Raw genomic sequence first — 22,847 nt, forward strand, 5'->3', positions numbered from 1 at the left:
TGGCACCGGACGACACCTCAGACTTTCCAGTCCAGTCCGACTTCTTCGTAGACTTCGCGGTCCTCGTCCCATTTCGCATCGACCTTCACGTGCAGGAACAGATGGACCTGCCGACCGAGATAATCGGCGATCTCGCCGCGAGCGGCCTCGCCGATCGACTTGAGCCGCGAGCCGCGTTTGCCGAGCACGATGCCTTTCTGGCTGTCGCGGGCGATGCGGATCTGCTGGTGGATGGCGGTCGAACCGTCGGGGCGGTCTTCCCATTTTTCGGTGACGACGGCGCTGGCGTAGGGAAGTTCCTGGTGCAACTGCGCGTAGAGCTGTTCGCGGGTCAGTTCGGCGGCGATCATCCGGTCGGTCGCGTCGGAAAGTTGATCCTCGGGGAAATGCCACGGCCCTTCCGGCATCGCGTCGGCGAGATGCCGTTTCAACTCGGGGACGCCCTCTCCGCGAAGCGCGTCGGTGAAGAAGATTTCTTCGGGATCGAGACGATCGGACAACGGCTGCGCGAGTTTGAGGAGCTTGTGCTTCTTGGTCAGATCGACCTTGTTCAGCACGAGAATCTTGGGTTCGGGGCGACGTTCCGCGCCCTCCAGCAGCATTTCGTCGCGCTTGCCGATACCGGTCGAAGCATCGATCATCAGAACGAGCCGGTCGGCGTCTTCGGCCCCGTCCCACGCGGCCTTGACCATCGCGCGGTCGAGGCGCCTACCGGGAGCGAAGATTCCGGGCGTGTCGAGAAGCAGAAGTTGCGTCTGTTCGTGGATGGCGATGCCCATCAGCCGGGTGCGCGTCGTCTGCGCCTTGGGCGAGGTGATCGCGACCTTCTGTCCCACCAGCGAATTGACGAGCGTCGACTTGCCCGCGTTGGGCGCGCCGAGAATGGCGACAAGGCCGCAGGATTGGGTCATCGGGTCAGTTCCTCGAGAAGAGCGGCGGCGGCGGCGGTTTCGGCTTCCTGCTTGCTGGCCCCTTCGGCTTCGGCACTCTGTCCGCTGCGTAAGCTCGCGCGGACGGTGAAGCGGGGGGCATGGGGCGGGCCCTTGGTGGAAAGATGATCGTAGGCGGGTGCGCCGAGGTTGCGCGCGGCGGCGAGTTCCTGGAGCCCCGACTTGGGATGGACGGGGGCGCGGCGTTGCCCGTCGAGCCAGCCCTTCCAATGGGTACGGACAAACTCGTCGCAGGCCTCGAGCCCGGCATCGAGATAGAGCGCTCCCAGCAAGGCTTCGACCACGTCGCCGATGACATTTTCGGACAATTGTGCCTTGTCGTCGCGCGCCTGGCGACCGAGACGAACGTGATCGGGAAGCCCCATGGCGCGACCGACCTCGGCGCAGGTTTCGCGTGCGACGAGGGCATTGAAACGACGGGCGATCTTGCCTTCCGGTTCCTGCGGGAACCGCTCGTAGAGCCAACCCGCGACGACAAGGCCGAGAACCCGGTCGCCGAGGAATTCGAGCCGCTCGTAGCTGGCGGCGCCCTTCTGCGTGCTGGCGTGACTGCCATGAGTCAGCGCGGCGAGGAAAAGCGCGGGATCGTGCGGATTGCGGTCGAACCAGCCCTTGGCCAGCCGGGCGGCGTCGTCAGTCTCCATAACCCATGCCGATCCGGTCCCAGCGAGCGGCGGAGAACCACGTCCAGGGCAGGAGCAGGTTGGCGCTTCCGTCGGTGGACCAGAAATTGAATTCGGCGCGGCCGACGATATTCTCGTGCGGCACCATGCCGACGCCGCCGCCGATGGGGAGGAAGCGGCTGTCGAGGCTGTCGTCGCGATTGTCACCCATCAGGAAGAAATGGCCGGCGGGGACGGTGATCGGCGCTCGGTCGTCGCCCGGGCTTCCCGTGAGCTGATCGAGCACCTGATAGCTTCGGCCACCCGGAAGGATCTCGCGATAGGCGGGATAAAGGCACAGTTGGCTGCCGTCGGGGCCGGGCTGGATGAAGCGCGAGCCGCCCTGTACGACGCGGCACGGGCTGTTGGGGCTGACGGTCATCGCATAGTCGCGTTCGAGACGCTGGCGCTCGAGCAATTCGCCGTTCAGAACGACGCGGCCCTCGCGGATCTCGATCCGGTCGCCGGGAAGGCCGATGACGCGCTTCACGAAATCGGTGTCTTCCTGACCCGTCGGGCGGAACACGACGACGTCGCCGCGTTCGGGTGCGTCGGCGAAGACGCGGCCCTCGAAACTGGGAATGCCGAAGGGAAAACTGTAGCTGGAATAGCCGTAGGGCCATTTGGATACGAACAGATGGTCGCCGATCTGCATGGTCGGCAACATCGAGCCCGACGGAATCGAGAAGGGCGCGACGATGAAGCTGCGCAGGATCCATGCGAACAGCGCGAGGCCGAGAATGAAGCGCAGCAGCGAGCCGACGCTTTCCTCCTTCTTCGCCTTCTTCTTTTTTTCCGGCACGGGCGCGGTGGCCGGGTCGTCGGTTCGGGTCTCTTCCATCGTCTTTCCCTTTCGATAGGTCGCGCCACGAGGTCAAGCGGGGATGGCATTTGGTTCGTCGGGCGGTAAGGAAGGCTCGATGACCGACACCCCATACGACCCCGGCGAGGACACAAGCTCTCGCGCCGCCGCCTTTTCCGCCATCGCCAATTACGAGGGGCCGCCGCTGGGCGCGCTGTTCGACGCCGAGCCGGACCGGCTGGAGCGGATGATGATCGAGGATGCGGGGCTGACCTTCGATTTCTCCAAGACGCATCTCGACGCCGACCTGATGGAAATGTTCGAGGCGCTGGCCGGTGCGGTCGATCTGGAAGGGGCGCGCAAGCAACTGTTCTCGGGTGCCGAGATCAACGCGAGCGAGGGGCGGGCGGCAACCCATGTCGCCGAACGCGGCGAGGGAGCGGATGCCGACAACCAGCTAGCCGCCAAGTTCCGCCAACGGGTGCGCAGCCTGCTCGACGCGATCGAGGGCGAGGCGTTCGGCGAGGTCGACGCGATCGTCCATATCGGGATCGGCGGATCGGTGCTGGGTCCCGCACTTGTGGTCGATGCATTGGGGCGCGAGGGGGCGAACGTCGACCTTCGGTTCGTCGCCAACGTCGACGGCGAGGCGATGGACGAAGCGCTGATTGGGCTGGACCCCGACACGACATTGATCGTTGCCGTGTCGAAGAGTTTCACCACCATCGAGACGCTGACCAACATGGGTGCGGCGATCGACTGGCTGGAAGGGGCGGGGGTCGAGGATCCGTATGGGCGGCTGATCGCCGTGACCGCAAACCCCGAAAAGGCGATCGAGCACGGGATCGACGAAACGCGAATTCTGCCGTTCGCCGAAAGCGTCGGCGGGCGTTATTCTTTGTGGAGTTCGGTCGGCGTTTCGATCGCGATCGCGCTGGGCTTCGACAAGTTCGAGGAACTGTTGGAAGGCGCGGCGGCGATGGACCGTCATTTCAAGCTGAAACCGCTTGCCAGGAATGCACCGGTCGTCGCGGCGTTCGGCGATCTGTATTATACCCGCAACCGCGGGGCCGAAACGCGCGCGATCTTTCCTTATGACGAACGGCTGCGTCTGCTGCCGCTTTACCTTCAGCAACTAGTGATGGAATCGAACGGCAAGACCGTCGACACCGACGACCAGCCGATCGACGGACCGACGTCGGCGATCCTGTGGGGCGGGGTGGGGACCGACGCGCAGCACGCCGTGTTTCAGCTGCTGCACCAGGGAAGCCATCTCGTGCCGGTCGAGTTCATCGCGGTCGTCGAGAGCGAGCACAGCCAGGACCCGCGCCAGCATCGCCAGCTGCTCCTCAATGCGTTCGCGCAAGGCGCCGCCTTGATGGCGGGGCGAGAGAGCGAGGAGATGGCGCGCAGCTATCCCGGCGACCGTCCTTCGACGACGATCCTGATCGACAGGTTGAGCCCCGAACGGCTGGGCGCGCTGATCGCTTTCTACGAGCATCGCACATTCGTCGAGGCGGTGCTTCTGGGCATCAACCCCTACGACCAGTTCGGGGTGGAGCTGGGCAAGGACATGGCGCGCAGTATCGACGACCCCGAAACCCGCAAGGATATGGACGCGTCGACGCGCGCGCTGATCGAGAAGGCCGGACTATGAGTGACGAGTATGACTACGACCTGTTCGTGATCGGCGCGGGATCGGGCGGCGTCCGGGCGGCGCGTATCTCCGCGAGCCACGGCGCGAAGGTTGCGATCGCCGAGGAATATCGGGTCGGCGGGACGTGCGTTATCCGGGGGTGCGTTCCCAAAAAGCTGCTCGTTTTCGGTGCCCAGTTCGCGGAGGATCTCGAGGACTGCCAGCGGTTCGGTTGGGACATCGACGAGCCCGAATTCAGCTGGGAGAAGCTGCGCGACAACGTCGCGGACGAGGTCGACCGGCTGGAAGGGCTGTATCGCGATACGTTGGAAGGCAACGACGTCCAAGTCTTCGATTGCCGGGCGCGGTTGAAAGGGGGTCACGAGATCGACGTCGACGGCAAGACGGTAACCGCCAAGAACATCCTCATCGCCGTGGGCGCACGGCCGCGCATGCCCGAAATCGAGGGTTGCAAGGAACATGCGATCGTGTCGAACGACGTGTTCAAGCTCAAGAAGCTGCCCAAACGGATCGCGATCGCGGGCGGTGGCTATATCGCGAATGAATTTGCAGGCATTTTCAACGAGTTCGGATCGAAGGTCACGATCATCAATCGGGGCGACACCATCCTGAGGGGGTATGACGAACAGCTGCGTGACCGGCTGCTCCAAATCTCGATGACCAAGGGCATCCGCTTCGAGTTCAACACCCGCCCCACGAAGATCGAGAAGCAGGACGATGGCTGCATCAAGCTGCACATGAGCGATTGCGAGGATATCGTGGTCGACGAGGTTCTGTTCGCGGTGGGCCGCGTCCCCAATACGTCGGACCTAGGGCTGGAAGATGCGGGCGTCGAAATGGACGACGAGGGCGCGATCAAGGTCGACGACTATTCGCGCACCAACGTCGATCACATCTACGCCGTCGGCGACGTCACCGATCGCATGCAACTGACCCCCATCGCCATTCGCGAGGGCCATTGCGTGGCCGACAATCTGTTCGATGGCGGGGATCGCAAGGTCGATTACGGGTGCGTGCCGAGCGCGGTCTATTCGCACCCGCCGATCGCGGCGGTCGGGATGACCGAGAGCGAGGCGCGCGACAAATTGGGCGGCGCCTACAAGACCTATACCAGCGACTTTCGCGCGATGAAGAACGTATTGGCCGGTCGCAACGAACGGTCGCTCTACAAGATCATTACCGACGCCAATACCGATCGGATCGTCGGCGTGCACATGATCGGCCCGGAAAGCCCCGAGATCCTCCAGACGGCGGCGATCGCGGTGAAGGCGGGACTGACCAAGGAGCAGTGGGACGAAACCGTCGCGCTGCATCCCACGATGGCGGAAGAACTGGTCCTGATGCGCTGATGCACGACGCGGTCATCATCGGGGCCGGTCATAACGGCCTCGTATGCGGTTATTTCCTGGCGAAGCGTGGACTGGACGTCGTGCTGCTGGAGGCTGCGGACACGGTCGGCGGCGGCGCGGTGACCGACGAATTCCATCCCGGTTACCGCAACAGCGCGGCAAGCTATACGGTCAGCCTGCTGCAGCCCAAGATCATCCGCGAAATGCAACTCGAACGCCACGGTCTCGAAATCGTGTTGCGCAAGGTGGACAATTTCCTGCCGACCCGGGGAGCGGACTATCTGCTCGCGGGGCGGGACGGGCTGACACGGGCCGAACTGGTGCGGCATCACAGGGCCGACGGTCCCGCCTATGATGCCTACGAGGCCGAATTGCGAGCGCTGGTGGCCCTCGTGCGCCAATGGATGCTCAAGGCACCCCCGCGGGCGAAGCGGGAAGTGTCGAACCTCACCGACTGGTTGCGGCTGGGACGCGATCTGGTCGGGATGAGCGCGGGAGAGGTGGAGACGCTGGCCGCCTTCTTCACCAAGAGTGCTGGGGACATTCTCGACGCGCGGTTCGAGGGGAAACTGGCCAAAGCCTTGTTCGGGTTCGACGGGATCGTGGGTCACTTTGCGTCGCCCTACGAGCCCGGGGCCGCCTACGTTCTTCTTCATCATCTGCTCGGCGAGGCGGCTGGCGTCGAGGGCGCGTGGGGGCATGCGATCGGAGGGATGGGCTCCATCACGCAGGCGATGGCGCGCGCGGTCCGGGAGGCGGGCGGCGACATTCGCCTGTCGAGCGCGGTCGAGGAAGTGCTGGTCGAGGGCGACCGCGCGGTCGGGGTGGTGGCGGGCGGCCGGACCCTCCGCGCACGCACGGTGATTTCGAACGCCAATCCCCGATTGCTGGCCGAGCATCTGCTGCCCGACGGCGCGCTTCCCAAGCCGGCAGCGACGCATTTCCGGCATTGGGCCTGCGAAAGCGCGACCTTCCGCATGAACGTGGCGCTGGAACGATTGCCGAATTTCACCAGCCTTCCGGGGAGGGGCAAGCATCTGACGGCGGGAATCGTGATGGGGCCGAGCCTCGACCACATGGCGCGCGCCCATGCGAGCGCGGTGCTCGATGGCTGGTCGGCCGATCCGGTCATCGAAATGCTGGTGCCATCGACGCTCGATCCGGGTCTCGCGCCTCGTCACGGCCATGTCGCGAGCCTGTTCTGTCAGCATTTCCGCTACAGTCTTCCCGGCGGGCGATCGTGGGATGCGGTGCGCGAGGAGGCGGCGGATCATGTCCTCGCGACGGTCGATCGCTATGCACCGGGGTTTGCCGACAGCGTGATCGCGCGGCAGATCCATTCGCCAGCCGACCTGGAATCGCGGTTCGGTCTCATCGGCGGAGATATCTTTCACGGCAAGATGACGCTCGACCAGATCTTTTCCGCTCGGCCGCGGCTGGGGGATCCGGCGTACCGAATGGCGGTCGACGGACTGTATCTGTGCGGGGCAGGGGCGCATCCGGGCGGGGGAGTGACGGGAGCGCCGGGACACAATGCAGCGCGCGCGGTCTGGGCCGATCGTCGCAAATGGAGGAAAGCGGCATGAGCAGCCGACCGTTGAACGGTGTGAAGGTGCTGGACCTCAGCCGCGTGCTGGCCGGACCGTGGTGCACGCAGTTGCTCGCCGATCTGGGCGCGGACGTCGTGAAGATCGAAAGGCCGGGGGCGGGTGACGACACGCGGCATTGGGGACCGCCATGGCACGAGGCGGGCGGGGAGCGGGTCGCGGCCTATTTTCTTGCCGCCAATCGAGGCAAGAAAAGCGTCGCTCTCGATTTCTCGCGCGAGGAAGGCGCCGCGCTGCTTCGCCGGATGGCCGGAAAGGCCGACGTGCTGGTGGAGAACTATCGCGTCGGGGGACTGGCGAAATACGGATTGGATACGGATAGCCTGCGGGCCGAAAATCCCGCGCTCATCACCTGCTCGATCACGGGGTTCGGGCAGGACGGGCCTTATGCCGAACGGGCGGGGTACGATTACATCATCCAGGCGATGGGCGGAATGATGAGCCTGACGGGCCTGCCCGATGGCGAGCCGGGCGGTGGGCCATTACGTGTCGGCGTGGCCATCGCGGATCTGTTCACGGGACTCTATGCGGCCAATGCGATCCAGGCGGCGCTGGTCGAACGGGCGCAGACGGGCGAGGGGGCGGCGATCGACATGAGCCTGTTCGATACGCAGCTTGCGGTGCTGGCGAACCAGGCGACGAACGCGATGGTATCGGGAACCGACCCCGGTCGGGTGGGCAACAGCCATCCCAACATCGTGCCTTATCAGCCCTTTCAGGCGGCGGATCAGCCGCTGGTCATCGCAGTGGGCAACGATCGGCAGTTCGCGCGGCTCGCCGCAATCTGCGGCCACCCCGAATGGACCGAGGACGAGCGGTTCGCGACCAACTCGGCGCGCGTCGCCAACCGGGTGGCCATCGTGGCGAAAGTCGGCGCGGTCATCGCCGATGCGCCGGCGGACGAATGGATGGAGAAGCTGCTCGACGCAGGCATCCCGGCGGGTCCGATCAATTCCGTCAGCGAGGCGCTGTCCGACCCGCAGGCGGTCCATCGCGGAGCGAGGCAAGAGCGAAGCGGCGGACGGCTGGGCGTCGTGCCGACGGTAGGATCGCCCGTCCGGATCGGCGGATCGCGGTGCGATGCCGCTCTGCCGCCGCCGGGTCTGGGCGAACACACCGAGGAAATTCTACGCGACTGGATGAGCTCGGACGAGATCGAGACGCTTCGGAAAGAAGGCGTCATCGGCTGAAAAGTGAGGGGCGTCAGTCGAGCGGCTCGTCCTTGTCGCCATAACGGTTCTTGAGAAAGCGGCCATGAGTTTCGAGTGCGGAGACATCCTTCTTCGCCAGCGTCTCGCCCAGTTCCTCCAGCGCCTTGCGTCCTGCCTTGAGACCGTCGGTCAACCGTTCCTCGACGGTCAGGCCTTCGTTGTCGGTGGTGTCGCGATACCCGGCGGGGACCTGTTCGTAACGGTCGATGAGGCCCGGAAGATGACGGCTCATCAGGCGGCGCGCGTCGACGGCCTGCGGATCGCCGGACGGAACGCGCTCCAGCACCTTTTCCAGCTCGGGCAGGCGTGCGAGCATGGCATCGACTTCCTTCTGGGCAGGGGCGGGGAGGAGCCGGCGTTCGGCCGCCATGTAACGGTCGAAGCTTCGCACCATCTCCCCATTGTCGAGCTTGGGCGTATCGGTGGGCGCTTCGGGCGCGCTCGCCGGCCAGAAAAGGGCCATGGCGGCCAGCCCGATCGCGAGACCGACCGCGGCGAGAAATCCGAACAGGCCGATGGGCGCGATCATGCCGATCCCGATCGCGATCGCGCTGACGATGGCGACGGCGAGGCCCGCCTTCATCAGACGCGACTGCACATCGCCGACAAAGGCGGCACGCTGTCGTTTGGCGGCCGGCGAGGAACCGGTGCGTTCGAGAACGCGGGTCGCGCGGTCGACGCTGTCGGAGACGCGCGTCCGCAGCGCGGGAAGATTGGCGATGCTCTCGCTGTGCCGCTCAACGGCGGCGATTTCGGTCTCGACCGTCATTCAGCCGCTCATTCGATGGCTTCGAAGGGCGAGGCCTTGTTTTCGAGCTTGGCCTGCTCGACCCCCTCGGCGCGGGCGATGTAGCCTTTTGACTTGTCGACTTCCTGTCCGAGCACATCGACGGTCTGCTTCATGTTGGCGAGAGCCTGCAGCTTGAACTGATCGACCTGATCCATCGTGTCGTAGATGTTCTGGAAGGCGCGCTGAAGCGTCTCCAGCGGAATGGTGCTCGAGGCGGCCTGCTCGTGGATGCTGGCCGTATTGGACTTCAGGAGTTCGCCGGTACTGTCGATCATGCCCGCGGTGGTCGTGTTGAGCGCGGTGATCTGTTGCAGAACGAGCTTCTGGTTGCTCATCGCCTGCGCGACGGTGACCGCGGTCCGCAACGCCGCGACGGTTGTGGTGGAGGCGCGGTCGACGCCCTTGATGAGCTCGACATTGTTCTTCTTGACGAGATCGAGCGCGAGATAGCCCTGCACCGTCACCGCCATCTGGGTCAGCAGGTCCTGCGTCCGCTGGCGGGTATAGAAGAGCGCGCTCTCGCGGATCGCCTTGGCCTTGGCCGGGTCGGTCGCGTCGAGGTCGTTCGCCTTGGCCTCCAGCGTCGCGTCCAGCTGCTTGGAGATGTGGATCATCTGCTCGAGCTTGTGCATCGTTTTCCACAGGCCCGCGCGCTCGGTATCGATGGCCGCATTGTCCATCTGCAGCTCTTCCTTGCCGTTCCCCAGCCGCTCGAGGATCGCGCTGATGTGCGACTGCGCGCTGCGATATTTGTCGAAGTAGCGGTTCACCCGCTTGCCGAAAGGAATGATGCCGAGGATCTTGCGGCTGGTCAGCATCCGGCTGTTCTCGGACGGGTCGAGCTCCTCGACCGTCTGACGCAGCTTGGTGAGATCGGCGCCGATGCCGGTATCGCTGTCGATCGCCTTGGTCGGGCGATCGAGAAAGCGGTTGCTGGCACCTGCGGCCGCGGCGATTTCCTTGCGGCCCATCGCCGTCAACTGATCTACCTTGGCACCGAATTCGGGACTGTTGCTGTCGAGGGCGACCAGTTCGTCGACGAAGGTGTCGACCTTGGTCTGGAGCTGGCTCTTCTCCTCTTCCTTGAGCGGGACGAGGCCGGCGGCCTGGTCGGTCGCGATCGGCTGGAGCGCGTCGGGCGGATCGAGCTTGATCTTGGTGGTCGTCTGCGCGGGTGCTTCGCTCGCCATGCCTGTTTCCCCTCAGGTGTCTTCGTCGTCTGCCCGACAGGGTGGCCCCAACGCCTCCTGCCTGACAAGTCCTTTCGGTGTCTTAGCGATGTAAGACGCGCATCGGGTCGCGACAAGGGTGCGCGGAGGAAAGGAAACGTTAACCACGCTTGGGAACGGATCGCTCACCATCCGCGGGGTAGTGCTCCTGCCGAATGGACCAGTGTCCGGGAGGCATGACGTGATGCGCAAACTGTTCAGCAAGGTCTGGAACGACGAGACGGGGAACGTGCTCGTCATCATGGGCGCGACGTTGCCGCTGCTCGTGGGCGCAGCGGGGATCGCGACCGACACGGTCCAGTGGACGTTGTGGAAACGACAGTTGCAGCGCGCCGCCGACTCTGCCGCCATTGCCGGCGTGTACGAGCGGATCGAGGTGGGTGACAACGTGACCAAGGTGGAAGGCGCGGTCGGTCGCGATCTCACGCTCAACCATCACACCGGCATCGCGCTTCACAGCGGTTTTCCCAAGACCCAGTTGCTCGCCGACGACGGCACTAAGGTCAAGCGGGTGAAGGTCGCACTGCAGGTGTCCCGACCGCTTTCCTTCTCTGGCATGTTCATGAAATCGGCGCCCGACATCTATGCAGAAGCGACCGCGGCCAGCGTGCCCGGCACCGATGCCTATTGCGTGATCAGCCTGGAAGATACCGCCGAAACCGGGATTACGGGGTCGGGGAACGCCGGCGTCGAGATGGACTGCGGGATGATCACCAATTCGATCGCCACCAACTCCGCCATTGCGAAGGGGTCGGTGATGATGAAGGCGAGCGTGATCGCCTCGGTCGGGGGCATCCAGAAATCGGACAATTGGATCGTCAACAAATACGATCCGTACGTGTCGGCGATGGTCGATCCCTACAAGAACATAAATCCCGATCCGAACGACATGAAGTGCGACGGCGCGCGGACCGTCGTGAAGGGCGGAAAGAACGTCATTTCCACCGATCCCGTCGCACTGACGCCTGCAAACTACGACAAGACCATCAAGACGCCGGGTGGCGACAGCGTCAACTGTTATACCAGTCTGAGTGTGGCGCCGGGTGAGACGCTCGCGCTCGACCCGGGCGTCTATTATATCAACGGGGGCGATATCGACATCAAGGGGACGGTAACCGGCACAAACGTGACGCTGGTGCTGACTAACAAGGACCCTTCGTCCACCAAGATCGGAAACTTTACGATGAACGCGGGTGAAGGAACCCTCGACATCGATGCGCCGGATTCGGGTACTTACAAGGGGATTGCGGTCATGCAGGACCGTCGCGCGCCCCTTATCAAGCAGAACAACAAGAACCGGGTGAACGGCGGCGGGTCGGGCGACATCATCGGCGCGCTCTATTTCCCGAAGCAGGCGATCACCTACAACGGCGACGGGAACATGACCGCGGTCTGTACCCGGTTCGTGACGCGGCGAATCGTGTTCACCGGAAACAGCACGGTGTCGAACAAGTTCAAAAAGGATTGCGGCGGCGACAATGTGGACACGTTCGAGGGCGGTCGGTTGATCCGGCTGGTCGCCTGATGAAGACGCTTCCCCGCACCATCGCGCGCGACGAGCGCGGATCGGCGACGATCGAACTGGCCATCGTGGCGCCCATGCTGGCCGTGATGATCACCGGAGTGGTCGATCTTTCGATGGCCTACAGTCGCAAGCTGGAAATCGAGCAGGGCGCCCAGCGCGCCATCGAAAAGGTGATGCAGACGACGACGACGGAAACGGTCCACACGACGCTGAAGGCCGAAGCTGCAGCGGCAGCGCGCGTGCCGCTCAACCAGGTCACGGTGAAATACATCATCGATTGCGACGGTACCGAGACCGATATTTCCGCCGACGTGGCTGCCGTCCAGGCGGCAATCGACGCCAAGATCGCGGCAGGGGAAGACCCCGCCGACGTCGACAAGTCAAAAATTCAATGCACCCCGGGGCAGCAGACCCGCTTCTACATCACGCTGAACATCACCGACAGCTACGAGCCGGTGCTGGATCCGCGCTATGTCGGATTCGGCGATGCCAACGGGCGACTGCCGATCGACGTGACGACCGGGATCCGGACCAAATGATCCGGCGGGTGCTCCGTAACGGCTTCAGCCGGGACGACCGCGGCGCGGCGGCGATCGAGATGGCGTTCGCGCTGCCGATCTTCCTCGTCATGTTGTGGATGGTGGTGCAGATGGGACTGGTGATGCGCGCGGTCGCGGGGATGCAGCACGCGCTGGGCGAGGGCGCGCGGCTGACGGTGATCTACCCCACCCCCACGCACAACGACATCGTCAACGAGATCAACGATCGCGTGTACGGGATCGGGCCGGGAACGTTCAACATCGCCACTCCTGTCAACGGCAACGGCTACATCGATCTGTCGGTGACCTATTCGCAGCAGACGGACCTGCTGTTCCTGCCCGGGCCGAACGTCTCGCTGACCCGCAACAAGCGCGTCTACGTCGCCAACTAGGCGGCGTAGTGGGCGCGGGGTCAGCCCCTGCCGCCACCGCTCCTTTTCGCGAAGAAGGCGGCAATCGCGGCCTTGAGCTCGTCCGATTGCAGCCGTTCGGAAAACTGGCCGTTTTCCAGTTTCATCCGCTCCGCGATCGCATCGCGGTCGGTGGTACGGAGAAGTTTCTGTGTCAGGCGCATCGCCTGCGCGGGCCGCGACAGGATGGTGGCGACGAGCGCGTCGAACGTCTCGTCGAGCGCATCGGCGCTGGCGACATGGCTGACGATCCCGATGGCCTTCGCCTCGGCCGCGTCGAAACTCTCGCCGACCAGCAGGTAGCGCGCCGCCGCGCGGCGACCGGCGAGGTCGGGAAGGATAAGGCTGCTCGCGGCCTCGGGAACGAGGCCCAGTTCGGTGAAGGGCATCTTGAACCGCGCTGCGTCGGACGCGACGACCAGGTCGCAATGGAACAGCATGGTGGTGCCGATGCCGATAGCGTTCCCCTGGACCTTGGCCACGATCGGCACTTCGTTGGACGCCATGGCGCGAAGGAAACGCCACACGGGAATATCGGTGGGCTCGTCGCCTGCTACTTCGGGACGCGGCATCGCCTGCATGAAATCCATGAGATCGTTGCCGGCGGTGAAATCCTCGCCCGTGCCCTCGATGGTGACGAGGTCGATGCCATCGTCGGCGTTGGCGCGTTCGATCGCGTCGGCCATGGTCGCATACATGGCCACCGTGATGGCGTTGCGGCTCGACGGGCGGTCGAAGCGGATGGCGAGGCGGCGACCGTCCTGTTCGACCTTCACCTGATCGGTGCCGGATGCTTCGCTCATCATTCTCTCCTTCGCTCGAAACGGGAATCGGGTGACGCGACGTGTCCCACTGGCTATCGCTTGGAGCCGACCAGCGCCAGCCACCGCACCAGAACAGGGAACCGACATATGAAATTCTTCGCCGACACCGCCGACATCGACGCCATCAAGGAACTGGCTGACAGCGGCCTGCTCGACGGCGTCACGACCAACCCCTCGCTGATCAAGAAATCGGGCCGCGACATCATCGAGGTGACGAAGGAAATCTGTTCGATCACCGATGGCCCGGTCAGCGCGGAAGTCGTCGCGACCGAGCATGGCGAGATGATGCGCGAGGCCGAGGTGTTGCGAAAGATCGCCGACAATATCGCGATCAAGGTGCCGCTGACGCGCGACGGGTTGAAGACCTGCAAGGCGCTGAGCGACGACGGGTCGATGGTCAACGTGACGCTGTGTTTCTCGGCGAATCAGGCGCTGTTGGCCGCAAAGGCGGGTGCGACGTTCATTTCGCCGTTCGTCGGTCGACACGACGATGTCGGCTATCCTGGGATCGAACTGATCGCCGATATCCGGCTGATCTACGACAATTACGATTTCGCCACGCAGATCCTGGTGGCGAGCGTGCGCAGTCCCATCCACGTCCATGACAGTGCGAAGATGGGTGCCGACGTGATGACCGCGCCCCCCGAAGTGATCTGGAAGATGTTCGGCCACCCGTTGACCGACAAGGGGCTGGCGGCGTTTCTCAAGGATTGGGAAGCGACGGGCCAGAAGATTGGATAGGAAAGATCGGCTAGGGCGGCGTTAACCGCATCGGCTTAGGATTGCTCTCATGGCGGAAGTGATTCGTTTCGAGGACCGGGCATTGAAGTCCCTTCGCGACCGACTGGGCGCGGCGGAGGAAGCACGCGACGAGTTGCTCGCCTTCGCGCGCGGTCATGCGGGGGCGACGGCGTCGATCCACCACGCGGTGCTGGCCTTGATGGCGTGCGAAAGCGTCGAGGAGTTGTTCGAGGTCGTGGTGAACGACTGGCCCCGGTTGCTGTGCGTCGACCATGCCGCCATCGCGTTGAAGGCAGGCGAGGCGGCGTTCCGGATCGACGCCGAGGGACGCCATCGGCTCGAGCCGGCGTGGATCACGCGCGCAATGGGTCTCGGCGAGGTGCAGATGCGATCGACCAATCATGGCGATCCTCTGTTCGGCGCAATCGGGCCGAGAATTCGTACCGAAGCGCTGATCCCTTTCGTGGGCGGCAAAGGGCGGTTGAGCGGTCTAGTGTTGCTGGGTCAGGAAGACAGTCTTCCGCTCGACGGAGCGCATGGGAGAACGCTGGTCGGCTTTCTCGGTGAGACGCTGGGCGCTATGCTCGTGCGGTGCAGCCGGACCTGAACCCCCATCCCGCCAGTGCGGCGGTCGTGAAATGGTCGGAGCATCTCGCCCATGACCGGCGGATGAGCCCGCATACGGTGCGCGCTTACACGGCGACGGGGCACAGGTTTCTGTCATTTTTGGGCGAACATCGCGGCGAAGCGGTGGTAGTCGAGATGCTTCTGTCACTCGAGGCCAGCGACATCCGCGCCTATCTCGCGCGGCGGCGTGGAGAGGGCCTCGGGGCGGCGTCGGCGGGCCGCGAACTCTCGGCGCTCAAGTCCTTTCTGACGTTCGTGGCGAAGAACGCGGGGGTCGAGCCCGCCGTGCCGAAGCTGCGAGCGCCCAAACGGCCCAGGACCCTTCCGCGTCCCGCCGCGCCCGCCGATGTCACCGCGCTCGCAGAAACGGCGGCGGCGGAACGCGACGAGGATTGGGTCGGAAAGCGGGACCTGGCCCTGCTTCTTCTCCTCTATGGATCGGGCCTGCGCGTGGCGGAGGCACTGGCGCTGACGGGAGCGTCTCTGCCGATGGGAGAGGCGATCCGCGTTACCGGCAAGGGTGAAAAGCAGCGGGTCGTGCCCGTCGTTCCGATGGTGCGGAAAGCGATCGCGGACTACGTCGCGGCCTGCCCTCATGGATTGACGCGGGATGCGCGCCTTTTTCGCGGAGTGCGCGGCGGACCGCTGGCCGACGGGCAGGTGCGAAAAGCCGTGCGCGACGCGCGGCGACTGCTCGGACTTCCTGACAGCCTGACCCCGCACGCCCTCCGACACAGTTTCGCCACCCATTTGCTGGCGGCAGGGACCGATCTGCGATCGCTGCAGGAACTGCTGGGGCACGCAAGCCTGTCCTCGACGCAGATCTATACCGATGTGGACGCCGCACGCTTGCTCGACGTCTATCGGACCGCGCACCCGAGAGGTTAGGGGCGACCGACCTTTCGGTGGGTCCACAGTCGCCAGACGTAGGCGACCAGCAGCGTCACGATGATGGCACTGCTGATGGGGCCGAGAAACTGTTCGATGTCGTCGAAATTCGATCCCAACTGATAGCCGGCAACGGCCAGAAGCGTGGTCCATCCCGCGGTGCCGATAGTCGAGGCGATCAGGAAACCCTTCCAGCGCATCTTGAGCAGCCCGGCGGGAACCGACACGAGACTCCGAACGGTCGGAAGCATCCGGCCGAACCCGACGAACAAGGTGCCGTGGGTGGCGAACCAGCGCTGTGCGCGCTCGATCTCGGGCCAGGTGAAGGTGATCCAGCGACCATAGCGATGGATGAACGGCTTGAACCGTTCGATGCCGAGCGCGCGGGCCACCGCATACCAGAAGACGTTTCCCAGCATGGCGCCGGTGGTGCCCGCAATGATGATGCCCGTCAGCGACATCTGACCCTGACCGGCCCGGATGCCGGCGAGGCTCATGATCAGTTCGGACGGGATGGGGGGAAAGACGGTCTCGAGGAACATCAACAGCCCGACGGCGATGATGCCGCCCGCGTCGATGAGGTCGACGACCCAGTCCGTCACGCCTTTGCCTCGATCGCGTCCCAGATGAGGCCCGCCGAATTGATGCCGTCGAAGCGGTCGAGCGCCACGAGACCCGTGGGGCTGGTCACGTTGATCTCGGTCATCAGACCACCGATGACGTCGATCCCGGTGAACAGTAGGCCGCGGCGCTTGAGTTCGGGTCCGATGGCCGTGCAGATTTCGCGGTCGCGGTCGGTGAGTTCGCTTTTCTTGGCGCTGCCCCCGACGACCATGTTGGAGCGGAACTCGCCCTTCGCGGGGACGCGGTTGATGGCGCCGATGGGCTCTCCGTCGACGAGGATGATGCGCTTGTCGCCTTCGGTGACGGCAGGCAGGAATGCCTGCGCGATGAAGGGCTCCTTCAGTTCCTGCCGGAACAGTTGGACGAGGCTGGAAAGGTTGCGCGCGTCGGCACCAATCCGGAAGACGCCTTCACCCCCTTTGCCGTGAAGCGGTTTGACGACGATTTCGCCGTGCTCGGCGAGAAACGCGCGGATCTCGGCCTCGGACCGGGAGATGAGCGTGGGGGGCATCAACTCGGCGAAATCGAGGACGAACAGCTTTTCAGGCGCCCCGCGGATGCTCTCCGGATCGTTCACGACCATCGTTTCGTCGGCGACCCGCTCGAGCAGATGGCAGGCGGTAATATAGGCGATATCGAACGGAGGATCCTGCCGCACCCAGACGACGTCGGTGTCGTGTCCCAAGTCGATCAGACGGCGTTCGCCGGCTGAAAAATGATCGCCCTTTTCGCGCCGCACCGTGACGGGACGCGCATCGGCGCGGACGCGGCCGTCGAGGTAGGACAGGTGGCCCGGCTGATATTCGAACAATTCGTACCCGCGCGCCTGCGCTTCGAGCATGAGTGCGAAACTGCTGTCGCCGTCGACATTGACGGTTTCGAGCGGGTCCATCTGGAAAGCGGCGGTCCGGGTCATGCGATTTCGCTAGAGCGATATGGTCACGCTGTCACCAACCGGCCCAGATATTTTCGAGATGCCGGATGCGTGGGCCCGGTGCGACGAGGATAGCGTCGATGCGGGTATCGCAACCATCGGCCACGTGATCGTGCGCCAGCGACGAGGCGGCAGCGACGATCCGCTGCATCGCCCGTGGTTCGAGAAACGCCTGCGCCTCGTCGAGGCTCGGTCGCGCCTTCACTTCGACGAACGCGACCATCTTTCCGCGCCGCGCGACCAGATCGATCTCGCCAACGGGGGTGCGGACGCGTCTGTCGAGGATGCGCCACCCCTTCAGACGAAGCCACCAGGCGGCGATCCGCTCGGCTTGCCGGCCCCGCGCCTCGGCAGCTTGGCGTTTCATCTCGTGTCGCGCTTCTGGATGCGGGCGTAGATATCGTTCTTCTTGAGACCGAAACGATGCGCGACGGTCTTGGCGGCGCGGCTGGGCGTTTCGTTTTCGAGCGCCTCGTCGATAGCCGCGTCGATGGCCGCGTCGTCCGGGACATGGGACTTTGTCGGCGGGCCGATGACGAGGACGAGTTCGCCCTTGGGGGGCGCATCGGCATATCGGGCAGCCAGATCAGACAAAGAACCGGTGACGGTTTCCTCGTACAGCTTGGTCAGTTCGCGCGCGAGCGCGGCGGGGCGATCGCCCAGTACGTCAAGCGCTGCTGCGAGGCTTTTGACGATACGCGGACCGGTGTCGTAGAAAAGGAGGGTCGCGTCGAACGAGCCGATTTCGGCCAAGGCGTCGCGCCGCGCCTTGTCCTTCACCGGTAGAAATCCGCCGAAATAAAAGCGGTCGGTGGGCAGGCCCGATAGCGTCAACGCCATGAGGGCCGCGTTCGGCCCGGGGACCGCGCCGATATGCGCACCCGCCGCGCGCGCCGCCGCCACCAGCTTGTAGCCCGGGTCGGCAATCAACGGCGTGCCCGCATCGCTGACCAACACGACGATATCGGTCGCAAGGCGCGACAAGATGGCATCGCGATCCGTCGCGCTGGAATGATCGTGATACGGACGCATCGACTTCTTGAGACCGAGGTGATGGAGCAGCTTGCCCGTCACGCGGCTGTCCTCGACCAGCACCAGATCGGCGGCTTCCAGCATGGTTCTGGCCCGATCGGAAAGATCGGAAAGATTGCCGATCGGCGTCGAAACGATATAGAGGCCGGGAGGGGGCGCGTTCTGCATGAGGAAAAACCAAGCCATGAATTCGACCGGGCCGCAAGCGCCGTTCACTGCCAATCGTTTCGTGCTGGGGGCCGCTTTTCTTGGTCTCGCAGCCTGTTCGAGCACGCCCGAGGTCGAGACTGCCGCGCCGCCGCCGCCGAGCGAACCCGTGGGCGAGGAAACGTCCGAGCCGGTCGCTGCGGCGGACGCCGATGCGAAGAACATGGTGGCGGTGCTGGTCCCGCTATCGGGCGACAACGAGGCGATCGGGCGATCCATTGCGAATGCCGCGACGATGGCGTTGCTGGATACGGGCGAGGAATCGGTGCGCATCACGCTCTACGACACCGCCGGTACCGGTGGTGCGGCGCAGGCGGCGAACGAGGCGTTGGCGGAGGGCAACCGCCTGTTCCTCGGGCCACTCCTCGGCGAGAATGTCGGCATCGTGGCGCCGATCGCCGACCGCGCGGACGTGCCGGTGATCGCGTTCTCCAATGATGAGAGCGTGGCGGGCGAGAATGTCTATATCATGGGGTTCACGCCCTCGCAGTCGATCGAACGGGTGGTGGACTATGCCGATAGCCAGGGCGCGGACGTCTTCGCTGCGCTGGCGCCCAACGGCCTCTACGGACAGCGCACGACGCAGGCGTTCCTGCGGGCGGTCGAACGCGAAGGCGGACGCGTCGCGCGGGTCGAGACCTACGATCGCAGCCGTTCCTCGGTCGAGGCGGCGGCGCGACGGGTCGCGGGCGTCAGCGACGTCGACATGATCCTGGTCGCCGATTCGGGCCGGATCGCACAGATCGCCGCGCCCTCGCTGCAGCTGTCCGGCGACTTGATCGGCACGGAATTGTGGGCAGCCGACAGCAATCTGGGGCAGGTCGCGGGAATGCGCGGCGCGGTATTCGCAGCGGTTCCCGATACGCAGTTCCAGCGCATGGCGCAGCGGTATCGATCGCGCTACGGCAGCGCGCCCTATCGGCTGGCGAGCCTTGGCTATGATTCCATGCTGCTGGTCGTTCGACTGGCACGCGACTGGAACATCGGCGACGCCTTTCCCGAACGGGCGCTGCGCGATGACGGCGGGTTTCAGGGCGTCGACGGTATCTTCCGCTTCGGAAACGATCGCATCGCCGAACGCGCACTGGAAGTGCGTCGCGTGACGGCGGGCGGAACCGAGGTGGTCAGCCCCGCCTCGACCAGCTTCGGCGACTAGAGTGCGATCTCCGCGAGGATCGCGTCGTTGAGCAGGCGCCCCGCGCGGGTCAGCCGCAGGCGATCCTCATAGGTCAGGAGACCCTGTTCGATCAGCCGCCGCGCGGCATCGCTATCGACGGCCGGGACACCGAAGCGGCGTTCGATTTCGAGCAAGTCGATTCCCTCGGTCAGGCGCAGCCCCATGACGAGGGCCTCCCGGGCGCGCTCGCGAGGGGTGAGCATTTCTTCCTCCCGGAGGCCATGACCGTTGCGACGGACCGCATCGAGGAAATTTTCGGGCTTCCGGTGCCGGAACGTCTGCATACCCCCGCGACGACCGTGCGCACCCGGGCCGATCCCGACATAGTCGTGATAGCGCCAGTAGGTAAGATTATGGCGGCTTTCCTGCCCCGGGCGCGCATGATTGGAGATTTCGTAGGGCGGGAGGCCCGCGGCGGTCATGCGATCGGCGGTCATCTCGAACAATCGCGCGCCCGTTTCCTCGTCGATCGGCGTGAACTCGCCCTTCCGGACCATCGTTTCGAACCGCGTGCCGGGTTCGATGGTCAGTTGATAGAGCGAGACATGGTCGGTGCCGAGCGAGAGCGCCTGCTCTAGAACGGGAGCGAACGAGGTCGGCGTGTCGCCGGGGAGCGCGGTGATGAGGTCGAACGAGACGCGGTCCACCGCCGCCTGCGCATGGTCGAGCGCCTGTAGGCCTTCGCGAGCATCATGCAGCCGCCCGAGAAAGGCGAGGCTGGCGTCGTCGAACCGCTGCAACCCGAGGCTGAGGCGATTGACGCCCGCGCGAGCGAGGTCCGCGAACTTTTCCGCCTCCGCACTTTGGGGATTGGCTTCCAGCGTGATCTCCAGATCGTCGGCGACGGACCAGTGCGCCGCGACCGCATCGATGATCGCGGCGACGGTGCCGGGGAGCATCAGGCTGGGTGTGCCGCCCCCGAAGAAAATGCTGACCACGCGGTGATCGGGAAGCAGGGCTGCCTCGTGAGCCAGATCGCGCAACAGCGCGTCGCGCCACAAGTCATGATTAACAGTCTCGCGCACATGACTGTTAAAATCACAGTAAGGGCACTTGAGTAAACAGAATGGCCAATGGACATAAATCGAAAGGTCGGTCATCTTTTAGTTAGATTCTCTTCTGTACACAGGTGTTCATGACGAAGAACCTTGCGAGACTAGGCGTTCTGCTTGTGCCGTTTCTGGCAGTTTCGACCGCTTGGGCCGAGCCGTGGGATCTGTCCATGCCCGACGATAGCCGAACCGTGGCATTGTCGCAGGGTAACTTCGAACAATCCATTCTTCTCGAACATCAACGCGCGCGAGAAGATTTCGGCGTGGTCCCGCTCGTCTGGGACGCGGCATTGGCGCGCGACGCCTATCGTTGGGCGGCCGAGATGGCGCGGACCGACGCGTTCAAGCATTCGCCCAAGAGCTGGCGTTCTTCCCGCCAGGGCGAAAATATATGGTACGGATCGCGGGGGGCCTTCTCCTACACCACGATGGCAAAGTCGTTCACCGACGAGGTGCGCTTTTTCCGTCCGGGTCGGTTCCCGCAGGTATCGTCGACGGGCAACTGGGCCGACGTCGGCCATTACACCGCGATCATCTGGCCGACCACCACGCATGTGGGTTGCGCGGTGGCGAGCAATGCGCGGTACGATTATCTCGTCTGCCGCTACAACCCGTCGGGCAATATCGACGGCGTCCACCTGTCCGCTGCGCGCTAGACCTTCAGCCAGTCCGTCAGCTGTCGGAATGCATCGGCACGGTGGCTCATCGCATGTTTGTCAGCCGGATCCATCTCGGCGAAGCTGACGTCGTGGCCGTTGGGGACGAACATCGGATCATAGCCGAAGCCCCTCTCTCCCCGCGGCGGCCAGACGAGGTGGCCGTTGACCTTCCCTTCGAACGTCTCGGTGCGCCCATCGGGCCAGGCCAGCGAGAGCGCGCACACGAAATGGGCGTCGCGCCCCGCATCGGGACCGGCTGCCTGCAGCGCGGCCTCGACCTTTTCCATCGCGCGCGCGAAGTCGCGGTTGCCCGTCTCGTCCTCCGCCCAGCGTGCCGATCGTATCCCCGGGTCCCCGCCCAGGGCATCGACGCACAGGCCGCTGTCGTCCGCGAGCGCAGGATGGCCTGACAGGTCGGCGGCCTGCCGTGCCTTCAGTTCGGCGTTGGCGACGAAGGTCGTGCCGGTCTCCTCGGGTTCGGGAAGTCCCGCTTCCTCAGCGCCGACGACGCGGATGCCGAACGGTTCGACGAGATCGGCGATCTCGACCAGCTTGCCCTTGTTGTGGGTCGCGAGGACGAGGGTATCGCCGAGTTTCCTCACCGTCCGGTCGCTTTCAACTGCGCCGCGAAGATCTCCTTGCAGCCGATTTCGGCCAATCGCATCAGGCGAAGGAGGGCTTCCTGGTCGAACGCCTCGCCCTCGGCGCTGACCTGCGCCTCGACGATATTGCCGCTGGCCGTGAGGACGAAGTTGCCGTCCGACCCGGCGTTGGAATCCTCGGGATAGTCGAGATCGAGGACGGGTGTGCCGTCGTAGATGCCGCAGCTGACAGCCGCGACCTGATCGGTGATCGGATCCTGCTCGAGCTTCCCTTCTTCCAAAAGCTTGTCGACCGCGAGCCGCAGCGCGACCCACGCACCCGAAATGCTGGTCGTGCGCGTCCCGCCGTCGGCCTGGATAACGTCGCAGTCGAGCGTGACCTGGCGCTCGCCCAATTTCTTGAGATCGACACAGGCACGAAGACTGCGACCGATCAGCCGCTGGATCTCGACCGTGCGCCCGCCCTGCTTGCCGCGCGCCGCTTCGCGGTTTCCGCGGGTGTGGGTGGAGCGGGGGAGCATGCCATATTCGCCGGTGACCCAGCCCTTGCCCTTGCCGCGCAGCCACGGGGGCAGTTGCGTCTCGACGCTGGCTGTGACCAGCACCTTGGTGTCGCCGAAGCTGGCGAGCACGCTTCCCTCGGCATGGCGGGTGAAGCCGGCTTCAAAGCCGAGCGGGCGAAGTTCGTCGGGGGCACGGCCGGATGGGCGCATGGAAAGGGTCCTTCGTCGAATGAATGTTGTCGTTCG

General features: G+C 64.6%; 25 protein-coding genes. 12 read left to right on the top strand and 13 right to left on the bottom strand.

Annotation, left to right across the window (positions count from 1 at the left end; genetic code table 11):
- Window positions 1–17 precede the first annotated feature (17 nt).
- From era to lepB, 3 genes are read right to left on the bottom strand one after another with little or no spacing between them, the layout of a single operon-like run.
- Window positions 18–911, bottom strand: a complete 894-nt coding sequence (era, locus tag WJT74_RS02575; protein ID WP_343346488.1) for a GTPase Era — start codon at window positions 909–911, stop codon at window positions 18–20.
- Entirely contained in the window at window positions 908–1,594 is a 687-nt protein-coding gene (gene rnc / locus WJT74_RS02580; protein WP_343346490.1) for a ribonuclease III, read from the bottom strand. Before rnc ends, era begins: the two co-directional genes overlap by 4 nt.
- The gene (gene lepB, locus WJT74_RS02585; protein ID WP_343346492.1) at window positions 1,584–2,453 is read right to left on the bottom strand and encodes a signal peptidase I; all 870 of its coding nucleotides are present in this window, start codon (window positions 2,451–2,453) and stop codon (window positions 1,584–1,586) included. Before lepB ends, rnc begins: the two co-directional genes overlap by 11 nt.
- A gap of 79 nt (window positions 2,454–2,532) precedes the next feature.
- Here lepB and pgi point away from each other — a divergent pair, with 79 nt between their 5' ends.
- The 4 genes from pgi to WJT74_RS02605 are packed head-to-tail and all read left to right on the top strand — an operon-like array spanning window position 2,533 to window position 8,217.
- Window positions 2,533–4,071, top strand: coding sequence for a glucose-6-phosphate isomerase (pgi, locus tag WJT74_RS02590; RefSeq protein ID WP_343346496.1), 1,539 nt, complete (start codon window positions 2,533–2,535; stop codon window positions 4,069–4,071).
- Window positions 4,068–5,420 carry a glutathione-disulfide reductase gene (gene gorA, locus WJT74_RS02595; protein ID WP_343346499.1) on the top strand — a complete coding sequence of 451 codons (1,353 nt, stop codon included), beginning with the start codon at window positions 4,068–4,070 and terminating at the stop codon, window positions 5,418–5,420. The genes pgi and gorA overlap by 4 nt, the downstream gene beginning before the upstream one ends.
- The gene (locus tag WJT74_RS02600; RefSeq protein WP_343346503.1) at window positions 5,420–7,006 is read left to right on the top strand and encodes a phytoene desaturase family protein; all 1,587 of its coding nucleotides are present in this window, start codon (window positions 5,420–5,422) and stop codon (window positions 7,004–7,006) included. Before gorA ends, WJT74_RS02600 begins: the two co-directional genes overlap by 1 nt.
- Window positions 7,003–8,217, top strand: coding sequence for a CaiB/BaiF CoA transferase family protein (locus WJT74_RS02605; protein ID WP_343346505.1), 1,215 nt, complete (start codon window positions 7,003–7,005; stop codon window positions 8,215–8,217). The genes WJT74_RS02600 and WJT74_RS02605 overlap by 4 nt, the downstream gene beginning before the upstream one ends.
- A 13-nt stretch (window positions 8,218–8,230) precedes the next feature.
- Here the strand turns inward: WJT74_RS02605 and WJT74_RS02610 are convergent, their stop codons facing one another.
- Together WJT74_RS02610 and WJT74_RS02615 are read right to left on the bottom strand one after the other, a co-directional pair.
- The gene (locus WJT74_RS02610; protein ID WP_343346508.1) at window positions 8,231–9,007 is read right to left on the bottom strand and encodes a hypothetical protein; all 777 of its coding nucleotides are present in this window, start codon (window positions 9,005–9,007) and stop codon (window positions 8,231–8,233) included.
- Window positions 9,008–9,015: 8 nt separating this feature from the next.
- Window positions 9,016–10,218, bottom strand: coding sequence for a toxic anion resistance protein (locus WJT74_RS02615; RefSeq protein WP_343346511.1), 1,203 nt, complete (start codon window positions 10,216–10,218; stop codon window positions 9,016–9,018).
- A 223-nt stretch (window positions 10,219–10,441) separates the two neighbouring features.
- Between WJT74_RS02615 and WJT74_RS02620 the strand changes: the two genes are divergently transcribed.
- Genes WJT74_RS02620 through WJT74_RS02630 form a run of 3 tightly spaced genes read left to right on the top strand, consistent with a single transcriptional unit; the run spans window position 10,442 to window position 12,713 of the window.
- A complete protein-coding gene (locus WJT74_RS02620) occupies window positions 10,442–11,782 on the top strand; it encodes a pilus assembly protein TadG-related protein (RefSeq protein ID WP_343346514.1) in 1,341 nt (446 codons plus the stop codon).
- Window positions 11,782–12,321: a TadE/TadG family type IV pilus assembly protein gene (locus WJT74_RS02625; RefSeq protein WP_343346516.1), complete on the top strand. Its 540-nt coding sequence runs from the start codon at window positions 11,782–11,784 to the stop codon at window positions 12,319–12,321. Before WJT74_RS02620 ends, WJT74_RS02625 begins: the two co-directional genes overlap by 1 nt.
- Window positions 12,318–12,713 carry a TadE/TadG family type IV pilus assembly protein gene (locus WJT74_RS02630; protein ID WP_343346518.1) on the top strand — a complete coding sequence of 132 codons (396 nt, stop codon included), beginning with the start codon at window positions 12,318–12,320 and terminating at the stop codon, window positions 12,711–12,713. Before WJT74_RS02625 ends, WJT74_RS02630 begins: the two co-directional genes overlap by 4 nt.
- Before the next feature lie 20 nt (window positions 12,714–12,733).
- Here WJT74_RS02630 and WJT74_RS02635 read toward each other — a convergent pair whose 3' ends face one another.
- Window positions 12,734–13,534, bottom strand: coding sequence for an enoyl-CoA hydratase-related protein (locus WJT74_RS02635; protein WP_343346520.1), 801 nt, complete (start codon window positions 13,532–13,534; stop codon window positions 12,734–12,736).
- Between the two features lie 108 nt (window positions 13,535–13,642).
- On the opposite strand from WJT74_RS02635, the gene fsa reads away from it, so the two are divergent.
- Genes fsa through WJT74_RS02650 form a run of 3 tightly spaced genes read left to right on the top strand, consistent with a single transcriptional unit; the run spans window position 13,643 to window position 15,811 of the window.
- Window positions 13,643–14,296 carry a fructose-6-phosphate aldolase gene (gene fsa / locus WJT74_RS02640; protein ID WP_343346522.1) on the top strand — a complete coding sequence of 218 codons (654 nt, stop codon included), beginning with the start codon at window positions 13,643–13,645 and terminating at the stop codon, window positions 14,294–14,296.
- A 49-nt stretch (window positions 14,297–14,345) separates the two neighbouring features.
- On the top strand, window positions 14,346–14,903 hold the full coding sequence (locus WJT74_RS02645) for a DUF484 family protein (protein WP_343346524.1): 558 nt from the start codon (window positions 14,346–14,348) through the stop codon (window positions 14,901–14,903).
- Window positions 14,888–15,811, top strand: coding sequence for a tyrosine-type recombinase/integrase (locus WJT74_RS02650; RefSeq protein WP_343346526.1), 924 nt, complete (start codon window positions 14,888–14,890; stop codon window positions 15,809–15,811). The genes WJT74_RS02645 and WJT74_RS02650 overlap by 16 nt, the downstream gene beginning before the upstream one ends.
- On the opposite strand, the gene WJT74_RS02655 is transcribed toward WJT74_RS02650, so the two are convergent.
- The 4 genes from WJT74_RS02655 to rsmI are packed head-to-tail and all read right to left on the bottom strand — an operon-like array spanning window position 15,808 to window position 18,587.
- Window positions 15,808–16,413: a DedA family protein gene (locus WJT74_RS02655; protein ID WP_343346528.1), complete on the bottom strand. Its 606-nt coding sequence runs from the start codon at window positions 16,411–16,413 to the stop codon at window positions 15,808–15,810. The genes WJT74_RS02650 and WJT74_RS02655 overlap by 4 nt on opposite strands.
- A complete protein-coding gene (gshB, locus tag WJT74_RS02660) occupies window positions 16,410–17,351 on the bottom strand; it encodes a glutathione synthase (RefSeq protein WP_343346530.1) in 942 nt (313 codons plus the stop codon). Before gshB ends, WJT74_RS02655 begins: the two co-directional genes overlap by 4 nt.
- Before the next feature lie 31 nt (window positions 17,352–17,382).
- Window positions 17,383–17,736, bottom strand: coding sequence for a YraN family protein (locus WJT74_RS02665; protein WP_343346532.1), 354 nt, complete (start codon window positions 17,734–17,736; stop codon window positions 17,383–17,385).
- Window positions 17,733–18,587: a 16S rRNA (cytidine(1402)-2'-O)-methyltransferase gene (gene rsmI / locus WJT74_RS02670; protein ID WP_343346534.1), complete on the bottom strand. Its 855-nt coding sequence runs from the start codon at window positions 18,585–18,587 to the stop codon at window positions 17,733–17,735. Before rsmI ends, WJT74_RS02665 begins: the two co-directional genes overlap by 4 nt.
- On the opposite strand from rsmI, the gene WJT74_RS02675 reads away from it, so the two are divergent.
- Complete coding sequence (locus tag WJT74_RS02675; RefSeq protein ID WP_343346536.1) at window positions 18,586–19,764, top strand: penicillin-binding protein activator; 1,179 nt, start codon at window positions 18,586–18,588, stop codon at window positions 19,762–19,764. The two genes, rsmI and WJT74_RS02675, sit on opposite strands and share 2 nt — an antisense overlap.
- On the opposite strand, the gene hemW is transcribed toward WJT74_RS02675, so the two are convergent.
- The gene (hemW, locus tag WJT74_RS02680) at window positions 19,761–20,885 is read right to left on the bottom strand and encodes a radical SAM family heme chaperone HemW (protein ID WP_343346539.1); all 1,125 of its coding nucleotides are present in this window, start codon (window positions 20,883–20,885) and stop codon (window positions 19,761–19,763) included. The two genes, WJT74_RS02675 and hemW, sit on opposite strands and share 4 nt — an antisense overlap.
- A 122-nt stretch (window positions 20,886–21,007) precedes the next feature.
- Between hemW and WJT74_RS02685 the strand changes: the two genes are divergently transcribed.
- The gene (locus WJT74_RS02685; RefSeq protein ID WP_343346542.1) at window positions 21,008–21,493 is read left to right on the top strand and encodes a CAP domain-containing protein; all 486 of its coding nucleotides are present in this window, start codon (window positions 21,008–21,010) and stop codon (window positions 21,491–21,493) included.
- On the opposite strand, the gene rdgB is transcribed toward WJT74_RS02685, so the two are convergent.
- Together rdgB and rph are read right to left on the bottom strand one after the other, a co-directional pair.
- A complete protein-coding gene (gene rdgB / locus WJT74_RS02690; protein ID WP_343346545.1) occupies window positions 21,490–22,098 on the bottom strand; it encodes an RdgB/HAM1 family non-canonical purine NTP pyrophosphatase in 609 nt (202 codons plus the stop codon). The two genes, WJT74_RS02685 and rdgB, sit on opposite strands and share 4 nt — an antisense overlap.
- Complete coding sequence (gene rph / locus WJT74_RS02695; RefSeq protein ID WP_343346548.1) at window positions 22,095–22,811, bottom strand: ribonuclease PH; 717 nt, start codon at window positions 22,809–22,811, stop codon at window positions 22,095–22,097. The genes rdgB and rph overlap by 4 nt, the downstream gene beginning before the upstream one ends.
- Between the last annotated feature and the right edge of the window lie 36 nt (window positions 22,812–22,847).

Source organism: Sphingomicrobium sp. XHP0239 (assembly GCF_039555325.1).
Taxonomy (GTDB): domain Bacteria; phylum Pseudomonadota; class Alphaproteobacteria; order Sphingomonadales; family Sphingomonadaceae; genus Sphingomicrobium; species Sphingomicrobium maritimum.